We start from the raw sequence: 18,294 nt of genomic DNA, 5'->3' as shown, positions 1-18,294 counted from the left end.
AGTCTGCCGCGGTGAGTCCGCAACTGGAACTGGCCCGCAAGCTCAATCTATTACTCGATGTCGTCGTGGCCGAAGGCAATACCCCGTACACCTACCGCCAGATTGAAGCGGGGCTCAAGGAACGCGGTCTGACCCTCTCCCGCGCACGCTGGGCCTACATGATCACCGGCGAGGGCCCCCTCGTCACCGATGCGGCGCTCCTGACCGGCATCGCCGAATTCTTTCGCATCCCCCCGGAGTACATGCTCGGCTCCGACGGTGACCTTCCGGACCGCGTCGATGCTCAGCTCGCCTTTGTGAAGAGCCTGCGCGTGGCGCGCGTCGTGAACTTCGCCGCACGGATGCTCGGCGATGTCTCCCCCGAGACGCTCCGGTCCATCACCGAACTACTTCAGAACGAGACCGGCGCCACAGATTCAGGCCCACCGGTCTAAGACCGGCAGGCCTGAAGCCGCGGTTCGGTCTCAGCTCGCGGTGCCACCGGCGATGGCGTACGACCACAGCTCACTGCTCACGCCAACCGGGCGCGCTGCCGGCTCGCCGTCCTTCGGCGCTTCGCTCTTGTGTCCGTGCGCGAACGACGGAGAGGTCAGCCAGGCCTGGAATGATTCTTCGTCGGCCCAGCGGGTGACGACCAGCCAGGTCAGGCGATCATCGGTCGGCTTGAGCAGCTCGAAGCCTTCGAAACCGGGACGGTCGTCGACGGCGCCAGCGCGGGCAGCGAAGCGGCGGGCCAACTCGTCGCCGCCATCGCTCGGTACGGTGATGGCGTTGATTTTAATGATCGTCATGGGACTGCTTTCTGGTCGAACGCTCGTGGATGGTTACTCCATGCTGCCACTCTCCGCTGAACTACCGTGCCACCGGCCTGTCAACCGCATCGGTCTGCCATTGCCCAGCCACGTTGCCTATGCTGGAAACAAATGCGACTTCTCCTGATCCGCCACGGCCAAACTCCCGGTAACGTCTTGGGGCGGCTTGACACCGCCCATCCCGGACCGGGCCTGACCGATCTTGGCCTGCGCCAGGCTGCAGCCATTCCCGATGCCCTCCGCTCCGACCCGGTCGACGCCATTTTCGTGTCGACCCTGCTGCGCACCCGGTTGACGGCTAATCCGCTCGCGATCGATCGCAAGCTGGAGTTGCAAATCGCGACCGGGTTGCACGAAATCGAAGCCGGGTCCTTGGAGGGGCTGCGCGATCGGGCATCCGTGCGCAGCTATCTGGAGACCGCGGTGGCGTGGGGTTCCGGTGACCTCGATCGGCGCATGCCGGGCGCGCACGACGGTCACGACTTCATGCGGCGTTTCGATGCCGACATCGCCGTCGCGGCCGCCACCTCGCACGTGGCCGCGGTGTTCAGTCATGGCGCAGCCATTCGGGTGTGGACCGCGGCCCGCGCCGAGAACGTGCCGATGACCTTTGCCGGGGCCAACGAACTCGACAATACCGGCGTGGTCGAACTCACCGGTTCGCCGGATGAGGGCTGGACCCTGCTGTCCTGGGCCGGGCTGCCGGTGGGCGGCATGGCCCTCGCCGACCTGAGCGCTGCTGATCCCGTGGGCGACCCGCTCAACGACTGATCGCGGGCAGGCGCCCGGGCGGTTTCGACCGGGCGGGCATTAACCCGCCTACGCGGGAACGAGGTTCATCGCGTTGGCGGTGAGTTCGACCGAGCGCACACGATCCGCGATAGTTGGCGACATGTGGGCGAGAATCAGCTCGTCGGCCTGAGTTCCGGCGGCGAACTCTTCGAGGAAGACACGCACCTCATCGGCGGTACCGACGGCCGAGTACCGCATCATGTTCGCGAGTTTGCGACCCTCCGGCGTGGTCAGAAACACATCGATCTGCTCGTCGCTGTACGCTGGCGCTGCCGGTCCACGGGAGAGCATGCCGCGCACCCGGGTGCGGCGCGTCGTCTCAAACTGCTGCACGGCATCCGCTGTGTCATCGGCGGCGATCACGTTGGCCGCGACGATGAGGTGCGGTGCCGCAAGCTGCTCCGACGGGGTGAAATCACGGCGGTAGAGCGCGATGGCTTCGCGCAACGCGTCGGGCGCGAAGTGTGATGCGAAGGCATACGGCAGGCCGAGCGCTGCGGCCAGCCCGGCACCGAACAACGATGACCCGAGAATGTACAGCGGCACGTTGGTACCGGCCCCGGGCACGGCCTGCACGCCGGGAACGATCGACTGGCCACGCAGGTAGGCCTGCAGTTCCATGACATCCTGCGGAAACTGATCGGACGCACGCGGATCGCGGCGCATGGCGCTGGCCGTGTTCTGATCGCTGCCGGGAGCTCGACCGAGGCCCAGATCGATGCGGTCGGGGTAGAGCTCGGCGAGAGTGCCGAACTGCTCGGCGATCACGAGCGGCGAGTGGTTAGGCAGCATGACACCGCCGGATCCAAGCCGAATCGTGGTTGTCTGCCCGGCGACGTGGCCGATCAGAATGCTGGTCGCCGACGATCCGATGGTGGGCATGTTGTGGTGCTCCGCATACCAAACGCGCTCATACCCGTGCTTTTCGGCGGTCTGAGCGAGGTAGACACTCGCCGCAAAGCTCTCCCGGGCGGTCTGTCCGGGAGCGATCGGAGCGAGGTCAAGAATGGAAAGCGGAATAGTCATACTGAAGGCAACACGCGCGCGGCTAAATCGTTACCCGACGGGCGAAAACTCCGCGCAGCGGTCAGCGGTGTGCCTCGGCCGATCGAGCGAACCGGCCGACTCCGGGCACGAAACGCCCCACCCGCTGGCCGTAGGAACGGTAGTCGGGGTGCTCGGCAACGAGCATCCGCTCTTCCCAACGCGTCTTGGCCGAGAGCAAACCGACCAGCGCCACCCACGACAGAATGTGCCAAACGGATGCTCCCACGAGCACGAGTGCCACGCCACCGATCATGAGTCCCGAATAAATCGGGCTGCGCATCAGGCCATACACACCCCCGGTGACCAGCGGTGCATTCGCGCGCGGTATCGGGCTCGCCGTCAATGCGGCGCCTAAACCGAGCACGCCGAGCCCGGCGAGCCCGGCACCGAAAAGTCCCACGACGATCGCGGCCACGATGACGCCTTCGGTGGTTGACCAGAGCGAACCGTGCGGCAAAAATACCAACGCCGCGAGGAGTGAAAACTGCACGGCGACCAGGCTGAGGGCGAGTGTGCGTTTCATAGTCCGAGCGTACGCCCGGGCAGACGACCCTCCAAGGCACGTTAACGACAGATCACCACCGTGTAACGAAATGAAACATCTTCGCCTATTGTGTAGGCACTTTGCCAGACCTCGACCTACGCTCGTACGCACAGACCAGCTCCGCCGATGCCGCCGGAGAGTGACATCGGGCTTCGAACCAGATGAGGTCACGTCCAGACGTGAACGATCGGTTCGCGGCAAGCATGTGTTTCGGCACGTGCGTTCGCCAGGCGCCTCCCCAGTGAGGCGTCCGACTGAAGTGGAACCACAACTATGACCGACGACGAACTCCTGCTCGAAATTGACTACACCGGGTACGACAGCTCCTGCCGCGACCCGCACATCACGCCATCGGAGGACCTCGTGCAGTGCCGCCGCCTGCACGGCCACGACGACGACACCCATGGCACCCGCGCCGGCGGGCGAGCGATCCGCTGGACGGCCGGCTCCCTGGCCGCGTAGCCGCCTATTGGAGGACGGCATCCGCTGATACCGGTGACTGGTGTGCGAGTGGTTGGTGCGCGAGTGGTCAGTGTGCCAGCGAGATTCCGTGCCCGATCCGGCGAAACAGGAACGCGGCCACAACGGCGCCGAAGAAGAAGAACCCGGCTCCCCACCAGTAGGCGGTTGCATAGCTCTGCACGGCAGCCTGGGCGGCGACCGCGGCCGTTGCCGGCAGATGGTCGGCGACATAGTTGGTGGCAGCGGTCGCCGCGAGGGTGTTCAGCAGCGCGGTGCCGATGGACCCGCCCACCTGCTGGCTGGTATTGACCATGGCCGAGGCCACGCCGGCGAACTGGCCGTCGACGCCGAGGGTGGCGGTTTGCATGGATGCCGGCATAATCGTTCCCATCGCCAGCCCGAGAAGCATCAGCGGCGGCAGCACATCGACCACGTAGACGCTGTTCAGATCGAGGTGCGTGAGGTAGACCATACCGATCGCGCCGAGGCTCATGCCGATCGGCACCAGAATTTTTGGCCCGAACCGCGGCACGAAAATGTTCGTGGACAGCTGCGCTGCCAGCACGAGCATGGCGATCATCGGCAGGAACGACAAACCGGTTTGCATGGGCGAATAATGCAGTGAGACCTGCAGGTAATAAGTCACAAACAGGAAAATACCGAACATTCCCGCGCCGGCAACGAGAATCGAAATGTAGGCCGCGGCGCGGTTGCGATCGAGCACGATGGCCAGCGGCAGAAGCGGATGCGCCGCCTTGCGCTGCCAGAGCACGAACGCGACCAGCAGAATCCCGGCGACCGACAGTGTTCCCCACGTCAAAATGGAGTCCCAGCCGTCGGTCTCGGCATTGGAGAACCCGTAGACCAGACCAAACAAGGCGCCGGAGACCAGCAGTGTGCCCGGAATGTCGAGCTTGGGACGCGGGCCGGTGCGTGTGACGTGGGTGACGAAGATGGTCGCACCGACGATCGCGACAACGGCGATAACCACGTTGATGTAGAGGTTCCAGCGCCAGTCGAAATACTCGGTGAGGTAGCCGCCGAGCAGCAGACCGAAAGCACCACCGGCACCGGCGATGGCCCCGAACACGCCGAAGGCACGGGCGCGTTCCTTGGGAATCGTGAAGGTCGTCGTGAGCACCGCGAGGGCGGTCGGAGCGAGGAGCGCCCCGAAGGCACCCTGCAGGGCTCGGGCACCGACGAGCATGCCGAAGCTGTCGGCCGCTCCCCCGAGCGCTGATGCGGCGGCGAACCCAATCAAACCGATGATGAAGGTGCGCTTGCGGCCGATCAGGTCGGAGAGCCGACCACCGAGCAACAACAGGCTGCCGAACGCAAGCGAGTAGGCGGTCACAATCCATTGACGGTCGCCGTTCGAGAAGCCGAGATCGGCCTGAGCCGAGGGCAGGGCAATATTAACGACGGTCGAATCGAGCACGACCATGAGCTGGGCCAGGCCCACGACGATGAGGGTCCACCAGCGACGGTTGGTGGGCGGTGCGGCGACGACGTCAGGCGTCGCGAGTGAGGAAGACTGTGACATGACGGCCACTCTATACGAAACTGAACAGTTCCGGATCTACCCAGTTCCCTATATGCGATATATTTTACAGAGACGAAACGAAGGAGCCCAGCAATGACGCTCGACGCCGGCCAGCTCGACACCGAACAGCTCGACACCACGCAGCTCGACACCAACGCCGAAGCGAGCCCAAAACTGGGTCGCAAACGCGACCACACCCGTGACCCCGATATTCTCGCCGCGGCCTTGGATGTACTCGCCGAGACCGGCTACGAAGGAATGACCATGGAAATGGTGGCCACCCGCGCGAAGGCGGGAAAGGCCACCCTGTACCGTCGTTGGCCGTCGAAGGGCGAACTCGTCATTGATGCCATCGCGTGCATGAAACACGGCGACGTTGACCGTGACGGCCTGCCAGACACCGGCACGTTACGCGGCGATCTCGTGGCGATGATCAAACCGCACACGATCGAAGACAGCACTCGTAAGATGCGCATCATGGCCGGGCTCACGTCGATGATCTCCCGCAGTCCGGAATTGGCCGAGGCTGCCCGGGTCGCGATCGTGGAGCCGCGGGCATCCGCCAATCGTATTTTGCTGCAGCGAGCCATTGACCGTGGCGAGATTTCAGCGGACTGCGATATCGAGAATCTCGCGGTGGTGAGCCAGTCCATGGCTATCTTCCGCGTGCTGGTGTTGCAGGAGCCGGTCAATCGGGACTTCTTCATCGGCCTGATCGACGGCGTCGTGCTGCCCGCCGTGGGGCTGGGCCGCGCTCGATCCTAGGGTTCACGGCGTAGTGTCGACGGGTGCAACTTTCTGAGCAGCCTGGGACGGACCAGACCCGAACGCTCGCCGCGACCGAGTGGCGGGCACTCGAGCAGGCTCATGAATACCGCGCTGACAATTTCACCCGCGGCCGCCGCGAACGCGCCGCCACCGGCCAGAGCCATCCGGTCGACGATTTTCTGTTTACCTACTACCCGTTTCGGCCCGGCTTGCTGCGCCGCTGGCATCCCGGCGCCGGTGTGCTGTTACGGGGCGCCGCCAATGAGCCGCGTGCGAGTTGGAAGTGGTATCGCACCACCGGCGACGCCAGCCAGGTGGATGCCGCGGCCTTCTCCGCGAAGAATGACCGCGTCATCCGCTTCGTTGCTTCGCTGCTGTCTTCGACCAGGCAACGCCCGGCCCACTTCGGCTGTTTCGGACTCCACGAATGGGCGATGGTCTACCGCCAGGGCGAGCACCGCCATGTCGCACCGTTGCGGCTGGGTCAGGGCGATACCGATGCCGTCGTCGACGGAAACCGCATCGCGTGCAGCCACTTCGACGCGTTTCGTTTCTTCACCCCGCCCGCAATCGGGCTCAACGCATTACAACCGTCACGCGAAAACCAGCCGGCGATGGAACAGCCCGGCTGCCTGCACGCGGGCATGGACATCTACAAATGGGTGATCAAGCTCGGTCCCCTGATTCCCGGGGAGCTCCTGCTCGATGCCTTCGAGCTCGCTCGAGACATTCGCCAGCTCGACATGGAGGCCTCCCCCTACGATCTGAGCGACTGGGGCTACACACCGGTCGCGGTTGAGACGGCCGCTGGCAAGGCGGAGTACGTGCGACGCCAGCGCGATTTCACCACTCAGAGCAACGTGCTGCGCGACCAGGTGGTCGCCCTTCTCGTCTAGGTCGACGTCGGGTGCTGCCTGCGCCGTGGCTCCCCCAGGCCGGTTGCCAGCCGCTTCTCAGCTTGTGTGCCAGTGGCGAGCGGATGCCGCCCGTGGCGGCGATCTGCCAGCGTCAATGCCACACTCATCCTCCCCGATATCGGCCATTGAAACCCTTTTGTGGCAGTCCGACCAAACCACCTGGGCCGGGGCTCCGGACCATGAGTGCGGTCCGAGAACACATTGGACCGGAACTGAACAACGAATAGGAGCTTTCATGAACACGATCACGAAGCACACGAACATTCGCAAGATCACCGCACTCGGTATCACCGGCGCGGCAGCATCCGCTCTGATCATCGGTGGTTTCGTCGCTCCCGCCCAGGCTTTCGACGGCGACCTCACCAACGCCACCAGCAACACCAGCACCAGCACCGACAGCTCGTCCGAGCAGAACCGCCTCGACATCATCGGCGACCTGTTCAATCTCTCCGGCAACGGCACCGCACTCGGCGGGGTGGCTAACGGCGGCGTGGCTAACGGCGGGCTCGTGAATGGACCGCTCGTGAACGATTCGCTGAACAGCGACATCGGTGACGTCGCCTCCGGCAACGAGGTCGGCAACGACGTCGCCAACGGCACGTCCGTCGGAAACGGCAACGACGTCGTCGCACCGATTGAAGCTCCCGTCACCGCCCCGGTCGAGGCCCCGGTCACCGCCCCGGTCGATGCTGGAAACGGCACGGATGTTCGCGGCACTGATGTCGGAAGTACCGATGTCGGCGGCGTCGATGTTGAAAACATCGATGCTTCCGTCGACTCGATCATCAATGACGTTCTCGGCGGCCTCGGACTCGGCCTCGGTCGCTAACCCTCGCTGACCTACCAGAAGGGCGTCTTTCTCCGGGGAGGCGCCCTTCCTTTTTTTGCGCGTTCTGGGTGAGTTGTCGCTCAGGCGCGCGGGTACGACTCGATGATCTCGCGCATGAGCGGCAGTCCGAACTGATCAGCGATAGCCACGCCACTGTGCGTACCGAGGCGGGGGTCGGCATCCGCTTCGAGGAGCAACCGTAGAATCCCCTCATTGTTGCGAAAGACCGCACACGAAATCGCGGTCTGGCCCATCGCGTTGACCGTCGATGCGTCTGCCCCGCGGCGCAGCAGTTCAGCGACGGTCTCGGGGTGCTGTTGGTAGGCCGCGACGATCAGCAGTGTGTCTCCCCGCGCATTGACCAGGTCCAGGCCAAAACCGGCGTCGATCATTTCGCCCAGCGGGCCGGTACGACCGTCGCGGGCGAGGTCGAAAACGCCCTCCATGACCTCTGGGCTGGGCCCGGATGTGTTCTCGTTCACTGGCTGCTCCCACTCGCTTCGTTGTGTGCCCAGCGTACCGGCGTACTCCGGCACCCCTCGTTTCGTCACGATTGCGCGACTAACGGGCGATGGGGCGGCCGGCACTGTGGCGGCGGTGCCGCGTCGATGCCAGACTTAAATCATGAGAAGTCGACGCCTGATCATTGCCACACTGGTGGCCACGGGTCTGTTCGCCGTCACGGCCTGCGCGGGAGATGCATCTGGGGGAACGGACTCGGGGCCGGTCGCTCTCCCCCAGCCCACACCCACCGATACCGAACTCGTCGGCCAGGGCACAGTTCTGCAGAAGGGCCACGCCGAACCCATGCTCTGCTTGGGCCCGATCATGGAGTCCTACCCGCCGCAGTGCTCCGGGCCGACGATCAGCGGCTGGAACTGGTCGCTGGCGAGGTACTCCGAAACCGCGTCGACGGTCACCTGGGGCACCTACGCGGTCTTCGGCATCTGGAATGGCGAAGCTTTTGCGCAGACCCAGCCTCCGATTCCGCTGGCGCTGTATTCGCCGATCGGCTCCCCCGACCCACTCCGTGAAGCGGAGAACGCGGGTGCCAGCGACACGGCAACGCTACAACGCATCAGCGACGAAATCGCCGCTACGCAAATTCTTGCGACAGTCCCCATGAATGGCTACCTCTGGGTGTCGGTGACCTACGACGATGGCACCATTCAGCATTTTTTCGACCAGCAGTACGGCCCCGACGTCGTCATCGTGCAGTCCGCCCTGCTCCCGGTGGGCTAGTCGAGCCGGGCATCCGTGGTGAGATACGTGGTGAAATAGGGGGATGTTGCAACACACCGCTCCCGAACACCGTTTTGTTCCGTCCGTCGACGGTGTGCAACTGGCCACCTACGAGCTCGGCGACCCGCAGGACCCGACCGTGTTCGTGGTGCATGGCTTTGCCTCGAGCGCAATCGCCAACTGGCACGCCACCGGATGGACCCGCGATCTCACTCGGGCTGGCTTTCATGTGATCGGCATCGACCAGCGCGGGCACGGCGCGAGCGATAAGCCGCACTCGCCCGACGCGTACACGATGGAGCTGCTCGTTGCCGACGTCGAGGCGGTACTCGACGCCTACCTGCTCACCGAGGTGCGCTACGTCGGCTATTCACTCGGTGCCCGGGTGGGCTGGCAGGCCGCCCGCGAGCTCGGCGGCCGCATCACCCAAGCGGTGCTCGGCGGCATCCCCGACGGCGATCCGCTTAAACGCTTTCAGATAGCGGATGCCCGCGCCCACCTCGAACACGGCCACGAGGTCACCGACCGCCTCACCGGCGCCTACCTCACCATGGCGAAAGCTCTGCCGGGCAATGACCTCGCGGCCCTCGTAGCCCTCGTGGAGGGCATGCGCGGCGGAACGCAGCCCGGCGCCGCCAACGCGCCTCGGCAGCCCCTGCTGTTCGCGACGGGAAGCGAGGACAGCATTCTCGATGCCTCGCGGGCGCTAGCCGAGGCGGCCCCGCACGGTAGCTTTTTCGAAATTCCCGGCCGCAATCACTTCAACGCCCCCACGTCGCGGCCGTTCCGCGAGGCGGCTATTGCCTTTCTCAAGGCCTGATACTCCGACCCACCGTTTCGGGAACGGGTGCGGCGGGGCATCCGCTTTGCAGGTCGTCGGACGAGCCTTTACGCCGGGGGCGAACTCTTCGACTACCGTTGTACTATGACCGCACCAGACACTACAGCGCAGAACCAGGCAGAATCTGCCACTGCAACCAAGACATTTGCCGATCTCGGGCTCAATGACGCCATGCTTAAGGCGCTCAAGGCCGTCGGCTACGAAACCCCCTCGGCCATTCAGGCCGCCACTATTCCGCCGCTTCTGGAGGGTCGTGACGTTGTCGGACTCGCCCAGACCGGCACCGGCAAGACGGCTGCGTTCGCGCTGCCGATTCTGAACCGTCTCGACCTGTCGCAGAAAAACCCGCAGGCGCTCGTGCTCGCGCCGACGCGCGAGCTCGCGCTGCAGGTGTGCGAAGCGTTCGAGAAGTACGGCGCACACATTCGTGGCGTGCACGTACTTCCCGTCTACGGCGGACAGGGCTACGGCGTGCAGCTGTCGGCCCTGCGGCGCGGGGTGCACATCGTCGTCGGTACTCCCGGCCGCATCATGGACCACCTCGAAAAGGGCACCCTCGACCTTTCTGAGCTCAAGTATCTGGTGCTGGATGAGGCCGACGAGATGCTCAAGATGGGTTTCGCGGAAGACGTCGAAACGATTCTCGCCGACACCCCCGAAGACAAGCAGGTCGCCCTGTTCTCCGCCACGATGCCGGCGCAGATTCGCCGCATCTCGCAGAAGTACCTGCACGACCCCGCCGAGATCACGGTCAAGACCAAGACCACGACCTCGTCGAACACAACCCAGCGCTACCTGATGGTGTCGTACCCGCAGAAGCTCGACGCGCTTACCCGCATTCTCGAGGTCGAGAACTTCGAGGGCATGATCATCTTCGCCCGCACCAAGAACGAGACCGAGTTGCTCGCCGAGAAGCTGCGGGCCCGCGGCTACTCCGCCATGGCCATCAACGGTGACGTGCAGCAGGTGCAGCGTGAGCGCACGGTCAACCAGCTCAAGAGCGGCAAGCTCGACATTCTGGTTGCCACGGATGTTGCCGCTCGTGGCCTCGACGTGGAACGCATCAGCCACGTGGTCAACTACGACATTCCCATCGACACTGAGTCCTACGTGCACCGCATCGGCCGCACCGGCCGGGCCGGCCGCAGCGGCGCAGCGATCAGCTTCGTCACTCCGCGCGAGCGTCGCCTGCTCACCGCGATTGAAAAAGCCACCCGCCAGCCGCTTACCCAGATGCAGCTTCCAAGCGTGGAAGACGTCAACGTGACGCGCCTGACCCGCTTCGACGATGCCATCACCGCAGCCCTCGACGAGACCGATCGCATCAGCAAATTCCGCGACATCATCGCGCACTACGTCTCCCACCACGACGTGCCCGAGGTTGATGTGGCCGCGGCGCTGGCCGTGGTTTCGCAGGGCGAGACTCCCTTGCTGCTCTCCGCCGAAGACGTGCGTGCCCAGCAACGCATCGAGCGCGACGAGCGGGTCGAGCGCTCCGAGCAGCGCGGCGATCGCCCCGACCGTGGCGGCCGTTCGGACCGTTTCAACCGCGACGACCGTGGCAGCCGCGACGATCGGCCCGTGCGCAGCGAACGCCCGGTGCGGTCCAGCGGCAAGCCGATGGCGCAGTACCGCATCGAGGTCGGCAAGCGTCACAAGGTCGAGCCGCGGCAGATCGTTGGCGCCCTGGCCAACGAGGGCGGACTGAGCCGTGACGACTTCGGGCACATCAAGATTCTGCCCGAGTTCTCGCTGGTCGAGTTGCCCGCTGACCTGTCCGGCGAGGTGTTCTCCAAGCTGGAAAACACCCGCATCAGCGGCAAGCTCATCGAGCTGCGTGCCGACAAGGGCGGCGCCAGTCGCTCCGCCGATCAGGGCGACCGCCCGCCGCGCGCTCCGCGCCGCGAGTACTAGAGCCTAAACATGAAAGCACCCCTCGTCGCAAACGATGAGGGGTGCTTTCGTGTTGGGTCAGGCAGCCGACACGTCGATGAGTACCTTGCCGGTGACGCCGCTTTCGACGAGAGCGTGGGCATCCGCTGTCTGCGCCAAATCGAAGCGGTGGAGCGGCAATCCCGCATCCGCTCCGACGGCAAGCGCCCCATCGACGAGCGCTTCGTTAATTCCGGCGGCAGCGTGCTGCACGACCTCGGCGCCAACCGTGTAGAGCAAGACAAACTGATATCGCACGTTCAGGCTGAAGTGTCTGCGCACGTCCAGGGTCATCTGGTCTCCGCCGTTGTTGGCGTAGACGGCGATGGATCCGCGATTGCGAATGACGGCGAGATCGAGTGCGGAGTTCTGAGCCGGAGCGACCTCCACGATCAGATCCACGCCGTCGGGCGCGATCTGCCGAATCGTAGCGGCGACATCGGAGTCGGTGTAGGTGAGCACGTGGTGTGCGCCCGCAGCTGTCGCGAGAGCGGCTTTGGCCGGCCCACTCACCGTCGTGACAACGGTGGCTCCGGCCCACCTCGCGAGCTGAATCGCGGCGTGACCGACGGCACCGGCACCCCCCGCCACGAGCACGACCTTGCCGTCCAAAGCCCCCGGATGCAGCCGGCTCGGCCCGTCTTCGGCCACCGTCAACGCGCGGTAGGCCGTGATGGCCGGCACACCGAGGCTGGCTCCCTGGTCAAAGCCGGCCGGAGACGGCAGCAGAAAAACGCGCTCTGCCGGCAGCACCGCGTACTCCTGCGCTGTGCCGCCGTGCGCCAGTTGATAGGCGGCCAGGGCCAGCCAGACGCGGTCGCCGACAGCAACGTTGGAGACGCCGGCTCCGACAGCGTCCACGATTCCCGCGCCATCCTGGTTCGGTACCACGTCAGCGAACGCAAGCGCCTCACCCGGCTCGGAGCCGCGGCGTGACTTCCAATCGGTCGGGTTGACTCCGCTCACGACGATCTGTACGCGCACCTCGCCGGCCGCGGGCTCCGTCACCGGCCGCTCAACAAGCTGGAGTACGGACGGGTCACCGGTTTCGCGATAGATAATGGTCTTCATACCAGACCCAACGTCGCAGGGGCCGGAATGTTTCCTGCATCGGAGGAAACAAATGGATGTCGCCGCCGGTTTGTTCGAGACGAACGGAATTACGCTGTGACGTCAACCCATTCGTGGCCGAGCGCTTCCAGAACGGCGCCACCAGCCGTGACCTGAGCCACTGTCGCAGCCAGCCGCTCGGTATTGTCGTCGGCAATGTGCAGCACGGCGTCACGCCCGTAATCGGTCCCCAGGATGAGCACACCGCGCTGGCGCAGCTCGGCCTCGATTCGTCCGGCATCCGCGTGGGAGAGCGCGAGGGTGAACAGTTCGCGGCGTTCACGTGCCACGACCAGCCCGTGCACCTGCGCTTCGTCGATGGCGGTCAGGACCGCCTCTGAGTATGCGCGCACCAGGCCGCCAGCGCCGAGCAGGGTACCGCCGAAGTAACGACTGACGACGGCCACGCAGTCTACGAAGTCTCGTCCGGTCAGGGCCTCGAGCATGGGCCGACCCGCTGTGCCAGACGGTTCACCGTCGTCATTCGAGCGACGCACCTGATCGGGGGCCACCGAGGGCCCGAGCACGAAGGCCGAGCAATGGTGGCGGGCATTCCAGTGTTCCTTGCGTGCGTCGTCGATTGCGGCGCGGGCGGCATCCTCGGTCTCAGTTCTGACCAGACGGCACAGAAACCGGGATCGTTTGACCTCAATTTCGGCATCCACGCGGCTACCCGCGCCGCCGTGCAGGGTGAGATCAGGCATACCCCCAGTCTGGTGCATCTAGGATTTGGCCGTGCTGGCGGCCTGAACGCTGCGCACGCCCTCTGGCCGGCCCGAATGCACCCAAATCTGATGCAGAATGGCCGACACCGCGAGGGCTGCTCCGAGACTGATCAAGGGAAGGCCGCGCGACAGATTCATGATGAGCGTGAACAACACAACGACCGCACCCACGAGGTTGAGCACGAGGGAGGCGCTGCGACGGCTGTGAAAAGAGAACTTGGCCATGGCCAGCAGACCGCCCAAAAAGCTCAGGAACACCGCAACGGCATAGTAGAGAACCAGATTTTGATCATTGGCGCCAGCGATGATCGTGATCGTGACCGCCAGCGCGGTAAAGAGCGCCACTCCCCACACCGGTGTGTGCCGGCCGTTGGTGCGGGCCAGTGCCTTCGGCAGGATCCCCACGAGCTGGCCGTCCGATCGAGCGTGCCGAGCCAGTGCCTTGAGCATTCCCGGACCGGCCTGAAAGGAAGAACTCGCCGCGGCGAGCAGGAGCAGCGCGGTAGCCAACTGAAATGCGGCAAAGAGCGGTGCCGGAGCGGCGACCCGGGCCAGCTCAGCAATTTGGGTCGTGTCCGCCCCCGGCACTCCAATTTGCAGGTGAACCAGCTCGAGGGCGAGCCCGATGGTGATGGTGCCAACCACGCCCAGCGTCAGCCACAGGGTGAGCCGGCCGAACCGCCTTCGGCCGGCATCGTCAAGTTCGCCGAGCTCGGCGATGGCCGTGGATGGTGCCTCGACGCCGGTGGCCAGGGCCATGGCCACCGGAAAGGCAAGGAGCACAGCCAGGATCGGCACGTGGGGAGCGGTGTCGGAGATCGTTCCGGATTCCTGTGGGGTCACGCCCAACCCATATAGCAACACGAAAACGGTCAGCACGATGAAGGTCAATGTCATCGCGGCGAAGATCACGCGACCGAGATGCCCGAACATCGTGGTCCCGGCGACGACGAGCAACAAACCAATAGCAATTTCTACCCGCCACGGAGCAAGAGCGGGAAAATAGGCGATGGCCGCAGACGCTCCGGCTGAGACGCTCACGGCAATCGTCAGCACGAAGTCCACGACCAGGGCACCAATGGGAATGAACGACCAGCCGTCTCCAAACGCTTCCCCGACCGCGGCCGACGCCCCACCGCCCTTGGGGTAGCGCGAAATCAGCTGGCGGTAATTCACGATGACGAGGGCGATGATGGCCAGCACGAGGCCCATAGTCGCCAGCAACAGTGACAGGTCCCCGCCGAGCGCCCGCAACGCCGCCTCCACCGCATAGGCGACCGACGACACGGGGTCGGCCATCACCGAGAAGGCGAATGCCACCAATAGCAATCCCCGCGAGGCGAACACCCGCCGAATTCGGTTGGTTCGTGCGCGAGCGGGCGATCCAACAGCGTCGGGCACGAACAATCCTTCAGTAGAGACTCAGACCCTCAAGTTTAGAAGTCTCTAGTGCCCTAATGGGACCGTGCCCGTTCGACCAAGCCCGACGCGAGAGTCAGGCCCTACGCGAGAGCCAGTCACTCGACGCCCGCGAGTGCGCCGGGCTGCTACCTGTTTACCGAGTGGATGCCCCGCCCATCGCCCGACGACTCGGGTTGGTCCACCTCGTGGTATAGCTGCTCGTGCACGAGCGGCTCGTCCGGCAACAGGGATTCCGCGGCCAATTCCACCCGCTCCTCCCCGACTGCGGCGATACCGCCCAAAATCAGCAAGCCACCGAGCAATTGCAGGGGCGTGAGCATCTCCCCGAGCAGCAGCCAGGCGAACAACGACGCGAAGATCACCTCCAGCAGTCCCACAAACGATGCGAGCCTCGATCCGAGCACCCCGGCGGCGGTAATGCCCGCCGCATAGGCGATCGCTGTGCTGATGACCGCCAGCGCGACCAACGGCACCCACCAGGGCGTTAACATCCCCAGCAACGACAGGTCGGCGAACGACGCCGTGAACGAGAGCAGACCGGTGAGGCCGAGCAGGCCGAGCGCCCCGCCACCGACTAACAGTCCAAATGCCGCCAGCGCGATGGGCGGCAACCCGTGGGCCGGACGTGCGGCCACGACGAAAAACACCGCGCAGGCGATCGCCGCGCCGAAGGCGAACAGCACCCCCACCGGGTCGACGGCCTGAATTGCGCCGGGACCGATCACGAGAACGAGGCCGCTGACCGCGAGTGCCGAGCCGAGCAGCACGGTGCGGCGCGGCATCCGCCTCGTCGTCGCCCAGACGAAGCCGACCAGAATCAGCGGGGCCAAAAATTCGATGAGAAGAGCGGTCGAGACCGGAATGGTCTGCAGAGCAGCAAAGTATGCCAGCTGCGTGCAAGCCACGCCGATGATCCCCATTCCCAGCACGCGCCACCGGCCGAGCCACAGCGCCGCCCACCGACCGCGCAACGAATACAACGCGAGCGGCAACAATACGATTCCGGCGGTGAGGGCGCGTGCGGTGACAGCGGCGGTCGGCGACCAGCCTGCCTCGAGCATGGGCTTGGCCAGTGCGCCTGAGGTGCCGAATGAGACGGCCGCGATCACGGCTACGACCAGTCCGCCCGGTATCGATGCCAGCTTCATGGGGAGTCCTTCGGTCGCACCTGTCATGGCCTAAACTGGCTCACGCCACTGACAATACGACCGAACCCATAAGGAGTCAACTTGCATTTTGCCCCTGACACCGAAGAGGCCCTGGAATTCGTGGTGGCCCTCGGCAAGACCGACCCCGGGGCCTCCCGCAGCGGCCTCGACGAACTCGAAACGCTTGCCGATCTCGCCCACCTTCTGGCCCCGATTCCCTTCACCGGCCGTATCGATGGGGATGAAACCGAACTGCGCGACGTGCGACAGACCCGCGCCCTGCTGCGCCGGGTGTGGACCCTGGACCGCGACGACGCCGTGATCGAGGTCAATCGCATGTTGCGTGAGGCGAGCGCGCTTCCCCAGCTCGCGCGCCACGACGAGTCGGACTGGCACCTGCACGCGACCGTTCCCGAGGCCCCCCTCGGCGAGCGGATGCGGGTCGAGGCGGCGCTGGCCTTGATCGACGTGATCCGCAGCGACGAAATGGCTCGCCTGCGTCTCTGTGAAGCGGATGATTGCACCGGCCTCGTGCTCGACCTCTCCCGAAACGGGTCTAAGCGCTTTTGCAGCGTGCGCTGCGGCAACCGCATGAATATGATCGCCTTTCGCGAGCGCCAGACCACCGACCGGTAGCGGGGCGCGGTTAGGCTTGACTCTTTCCCCCATTGAGAAAGCGACGATCATGCCCGACCTCAGCACTGTCTCAACCACCGATGAAGCACACCTGCGGCACGCCATCAAGGTGGCGCGCGCCTCCCGCGAGGTGGGCAATCACCCCTTCGGAGCGGTCCTCGTGACCGGCGAGGACATCATCATTGAGGGCCAGAACACCGTCGTCACCCTCGGTGACCCCACCGGGCACGCGGAGACCAATCTGGTACGCATCGCCGCAACCCTGCTGGCACGAGACGCCCTGCACACCAGCACGCTCTACACGAGCACCGAACCGTGCGCGATGTGTGCCGGGGCGATCTATTGGGCCGGGATCGGCCGCGTCGTCTATGCGCTGCCCGAGCAGGATCTGGCCGCGATGGTTCCCCGGCAAGACGGCGAAGCCACCATGGATCTGCCCTGCCGCGAGGTGTTTGCCCGTGGCGGAAACAGCGTCACCGTGGCCGGTCCCGCCCTGCTCGATGAGGCCGCCGAGGTACATAGCGGCTTTTGGGAAGCCCGCCACTGACTAGCGCTCCGCACGCAGTCGCAGGACGACGTTACCGATCTTCTGACCGCTCGAAACGTAGTCGTACGCATCACGAATCTTCTCAAGCGGGTAGGTGCGGTCAATCACCGGTCGGAACTCCCCCGATTCGATGAGGTTCTTCAAGAACAACACATCGTCTCTCGTATCCTTGGGAATCGGAAAAAGCACCCGTTGCTTTCCGAGCAGCGGTGTGATCAGCGCCAGGACTGGGTTTTGCCACTTTCGACCGAGTTCCGAAGATAAGTAAATTCCGCCCGGCGCGAGCAGGCGGCGGCAGGCCCCGAAAGTGCTCTTACCGACCACGTCGAGCACGAGGTTGAATTTCTTGTCGAGTGCCGTGAAATCCTCTCGGGTGTAGTCCACCACGTGTTCGGCACCGAGGGATTCCAGCAATTCCCGGTGAGCGCTCGCGCCTACCGCCGTGACGTGAACGCCCAAATGTACGAGCAATTGCACAGCGGCCGACCCGATTCCCCCGGTGGCACCGTTGACGAGAACATTTTGGCCAGCCGAGACCCGGGCCGCCCGAATCATGCTGAGCGCGTAGTGGGCACCCTCCACGATCGGCGCCGCCTCAGCGTAGGTCAGTCCCGCCGGGATCTCCGCTACGAGATCCGTTTCCGCGATTGTCAGAAAGTCGGCGTGCCCGCCGAATTTCACGCTGTTGTAACCGAACACTCGTTGGCCGACAGTAAACGCGCGCACGTCGGCACCGATATCGGTCACTTCGCCGGCGAATTCGCAGCCGAGAATCCTCGCCCGGGGCGCCCGCAGTCCGCTGAACAGGCGCACGATCCGCGGCTTGCCACTCAAAAACCCACAGTCGGTGCGATTCACCGTGCTGGCAGACACCCGTACGAGCAGTTCCCCCTTCCCCGGTACCGGAGCCGGTGTCTCCTCGACGTGCACAACGCTCGGCGTTCCATATCTGCGGTAGACGGCAGCTCTCATGCGGG

The 18,294-nt window shown here is 64.8% G+C and carries 21 protein-coding genes; 11 read left to right on the top strand and 10 right to left on the bottom strand.

The window, feature by feature from the left end; all coding sequences use genetic code 11:
- The first annotated feature begins 11 nt into the window (after nucleotides 1–11).
- On the top strand, nucleotides 12–434 hold the full coding sequence (locus QMK22_RS10360; RefSeq protein ID WP_283497556.1) for a hypothetical protein: 423 nt from the start codon (nucleotides 12–14) through the stop codon (nucleotides 432–434).
- Between the two features lie 30 nt (nucleotides 435–464).
- Here QMK22_RS10360 and QMK22_RS10355 read toward each other — a convergent pair whose 3' ends face one another.
- Nucleotides 465–791 carry an antibiotic biosynthesis monooxygenase family protein gene (locus QMK22_RS10355; RefSeq protein WP_283497555.1) on the bottom strand — a complete coding sequence of 109 codons (327 nt, stop codon included), beginning with the start codon at nucleotides 789–791 and terminating at the stop codon, nucleotides 465–467.
- Nucleotides 792–923: 132 nt separating this feature from the next.
- On the opposite strand from QMK22_RS10355, the gene QMK22_RS10350 reads away from it, so the two are divergent.
- Nucleotides 924–1,583 carry a histidine phosphatase family protein gene (locus QMK22_RS10350; RefSeq protein ID WP_283497554.1) on the top strand — a complete coding sequence of 220 codons (660 nt, stop codon included), beginning with the start codon at nucleotides 924–926 and terminating at the stop codon, nucleotides 1,581–1,583.
- A gap of 48 nt (nucleotides 1,584–1,631) precedes the next feature.
- On the opposite strand, the gene QMK22_RS10345 is transcribed toward QMK22_RS10350, so the two are convergent.
- Nucleotides 1,632–2,630 (bottom strand): LLM class flavin-dependent oxidoreductase, encoded by a 999-nt coding sequence (locus QMK22_RS10345; protein ID WP_283497553.1) that lies wholly within the window; start codon nucleotides 2,628–2,630, stop codon nucleotides 1,632–1,634.
- Between the two features lie 61 nt (nucleotides 2,631–2,691).
- Nucleotides 2,692–3,174: a methyltransferase family protein gene (locus QMK22_RS10340; RefSeq protein ID WP_283497552.1), complete on the bottom strand. Its 483-nt coding sequence runs from the start codon at nucleotides 3,172–3,174 to the stop codon at nucleotides 2,692–2,694.
- A 294-nt stretch (nucleotides 3,175–3,468) separates the two neighbouring features.
- Between QMK22_RS10340 and QMK22_RS10335 the strand changes: the two genes are divergently transcribed.
- Nucleotides 3,469–3,657, top strand: a complete 189-nt coding sequence (locus tag QMK22_RS10335; RefSeq protein WP_283497551.1) for a hypothetical protein — start codon at nucleotides 3,469–3,471, stop codon at nucleotides 3,655–3,657.
- A gap of 67 nt (nucleotides 3,658–3,724) precedes the next feature.
- Here QMK22_RS10335 and QMK22_RS10330 read toward each other — a convergent pair whose 3' ends face one another.
- Nucleotides 3,725–5,200, bottom strand: a complete 1,476-nt coding sequence (locus tag QMK22_RS10330; protein WP_283497550.1) for an MFS transporter — start codon at nucleotides 5,198–5,200, stop codon at nucleotides 3,725–3,727.
- 93 nt (nucleotides 5,201–5,293) lie between these two features.
- On the opposite strand from QMK22_RS10330, the gene QMK22_RS10325 reads away from it, so the two are divergent.
- From QMK22_RS10325 to QMK22_RS10315, 3 genes are all read left to right on the top strand, one after another.
- Nucleotides 5,294–5,965 (top strand): TetR/AcrR family transcriptional regulator, encoded by a 672-nt coding sequence (locus tag QMK22_RS10325; protein WP_283497549.1) that lies wholly within the window; start codon nucleotides 5,294–5,296, stop codon nucleotides 5,963–5,965.
- Nucleotides 5,966–5,988: 23 nt separating this feature from the next.
- Entirely contained in the window at nucleotides 5,989–6,864 is an 876-nt protein-coding gene (locus QMK22_RS10320; RefSeq protein WP_283497548.1) for a 3-methyladenine DNA glycosylase, read from the top strand.
- 256 nt (nucleotides 6,865–7,120) lie between these two features.
- The gene (locus tag QMK22_RS10315) at nucleotides 7,121–7,714 is read left to right on the top strand and encodes a hypothetical protein (protein WP_283497547.1); all 594 of its coding nucleotides are present in this window, start codon (nucleotides 7,121–7,123) and stop codon (nucleotides 7,712–7,714) included.
- Between the two features lie 80 nt (nucleotides 7,715–7,794).
- On the opposite strand, the gene QMK22_RS10310 is transcribed toward QMK22_RS10315, so the two are convergent.
- Nucleotides 7,795–8,196: an ankyrin repeat domain-containing protein gene (locus tag QMK22_RS10310; protein ID WP_283497546.1), complete on the bottom strand. Its 402-nt coding sequence runs from the start codon at nucleotides 8,194–8,196 to the stop codon at nucleotides 7,795–7,797.
- Nucleotides 8,197–8,338: 142 nt separating this feature from the next.
- On the opposite strand from QMK22_RS10310, the gene QMK22_RS10305 reads away from it, so the two are divergent.
- From QMK22_RS10305 to QMK22_RS10295, 3 genes are all read left to right on the top strand, one after another.
- Nucleotides 8,339–8,956, top strand: a complete 618-nt coding sequence (locus QMK22_RS10305; RefSeq protein WP_283497545.1) for a hypothetical protein — start codon at nucleotides 8,339–8,341, stop codon at nucleotides 8,954–8,956.
- Nucleotides 8,957–8,999: 43 nt separating this feature from the next.
- Nucleotides 9,000–9,776, top strand: a complete 777-nt coding sequence (locus QMK22_RS10300; RefSeq protein WP_283497544.1) for an alpha/beta fold hydrolase — start codon at nucleotides 9,000–9,002, stop codon at nucleotides 9,774–9,776.
- A gap of 105 nt (nucleotides 9,777–9,881) precedes the next feature.
- Nucleotides 9,882–11,711 (top strand): DEAD/DEAH box helicase, encoded by a 1,830-nt coding sequence (locus QMK22_RS10295; RefSeq protein ID WP_283497543.1) that lies wholly within the window; start codon nucleotides 9,882–9,884, stop codon nucleotides 11,709–11,711.
- Between the two features lie 57 nt (nucleotides 11,712–11,768).
- Here QMK22_RS10295 and QMK22_RS10290 read toward each other — a convergent pair whose 3' ends face one another.
- From QMK22_RS10290 to QMK22_RS10275, 4 genes are all read right to left on the bottom strand, one after another.
- Nucleotides 11,769–12,800, bottom strand: coding sequence for an NADPH:quinone reductase (locus tag QMK22_RS10290; RefSeq protein ID WP_283497542.1), 1,032 nt, complete (start codon nucleotides 12,798–12,800; stop codon nucleotides 11,769–11,771).
- A gap of 89 nt (nucleotides 12,801–12,889) precedes the next feature.
- Nucleotides 12,890–13,543, bottom strand: a complete 654-nt coding sequence (locus QMK22_RS10285) for a YigZ family protein (RefSeq protein WP_283497541.1) — start codon at nucleotides 13,541–13,543, stop codon at nucleotides 12,890–12,892.
- An 18-nt stretch (nucleotides 13,544–13,561) separates the two neighbouring features.
- On the bottom strand, nucleotides 13,562–14,965 hold the full coding sequence (locus QMK22_RS10280) for an APC family permease (protein ID WP_283497540.1): 1,404 nt from the start codon (nucleotides 14,963–14,965) through the stop codon (nucleotides 13,562–13,564).
- Between the two features lie 146 nt (nucleotides 14,966–15,111).
- A complete protein-coding gene (locus tag QMK22_RS10275) occupies nucleotides 15,112–16,134 on the bottom strand; it encodes an EamA family transporter (protein ID WP_283497539.1) in 1,023 nt (340 codons plus the stop codon).
- 81 nt (nucleotides 16,135–16,215) lie between these two features.
- On the opposite strand from QMK22_RS10275, the gene QMK22_RS10270 reads away from it, so the two are divergent.
- Nucleotides 16,216–16,770: a CGNR zinc finger domain-containing protein gene (locus tag QMK22_RS10270; protein WP_283497538.1), complete on the top strand. Its 555-nt coding sequence runs from the start codon at nucleotides 16,216–16,218 to the stop codon at nucleotides 16,768–16,770.
- Nucleotides 16,771–16,786: 16 nt separating this feature from the next.
- Nucleotides 16,787–17,317, top strand: a complete 531-nt coding sequence (locus QMK22_RS10265) for a nucleoside deaminase (protein ID WP_283497537.1) — start codon at nucleotides 16,787–16,789, stop codon at nucleotides 17,315–17,317.
- Here QMK22_RS10265 and QMK22_RS10260 read toward each other — a convergent pair whose 3' ends face one another.
- The gene (locus tag QMK22_RS10260; RefSeq protein WP_283497536.1) at nucleotides 17,318–18,289 is read right to left on the bottom strand and encodes an NAD(P)-dependent alcohol dehydrogenase; all 972 of its coding nucleotides are present in this window, start codon (nucleotides 18,287–18,289) and stop codon (nucleotides 17,318–17,320) included. It abuts the gene before it with no gap.
- Nucleotides 18,290–18,294: the final 5 nt, after the last annotated feature.

The organism is Cryobacterium sp. PH29-G1 (assembly GCF_030063365.1).
In the GTDB taxonomy this organism is placed as follows: Bacteria; Actinomycetota; Actinomycetes; order Actinomycetales; family Microbacteriaceae; genus Cryobacterium.
Note: the sequence above shows the minus strand (reverse complement) of the source record. Positions and strands in the feature narration are given on the sequence as shown.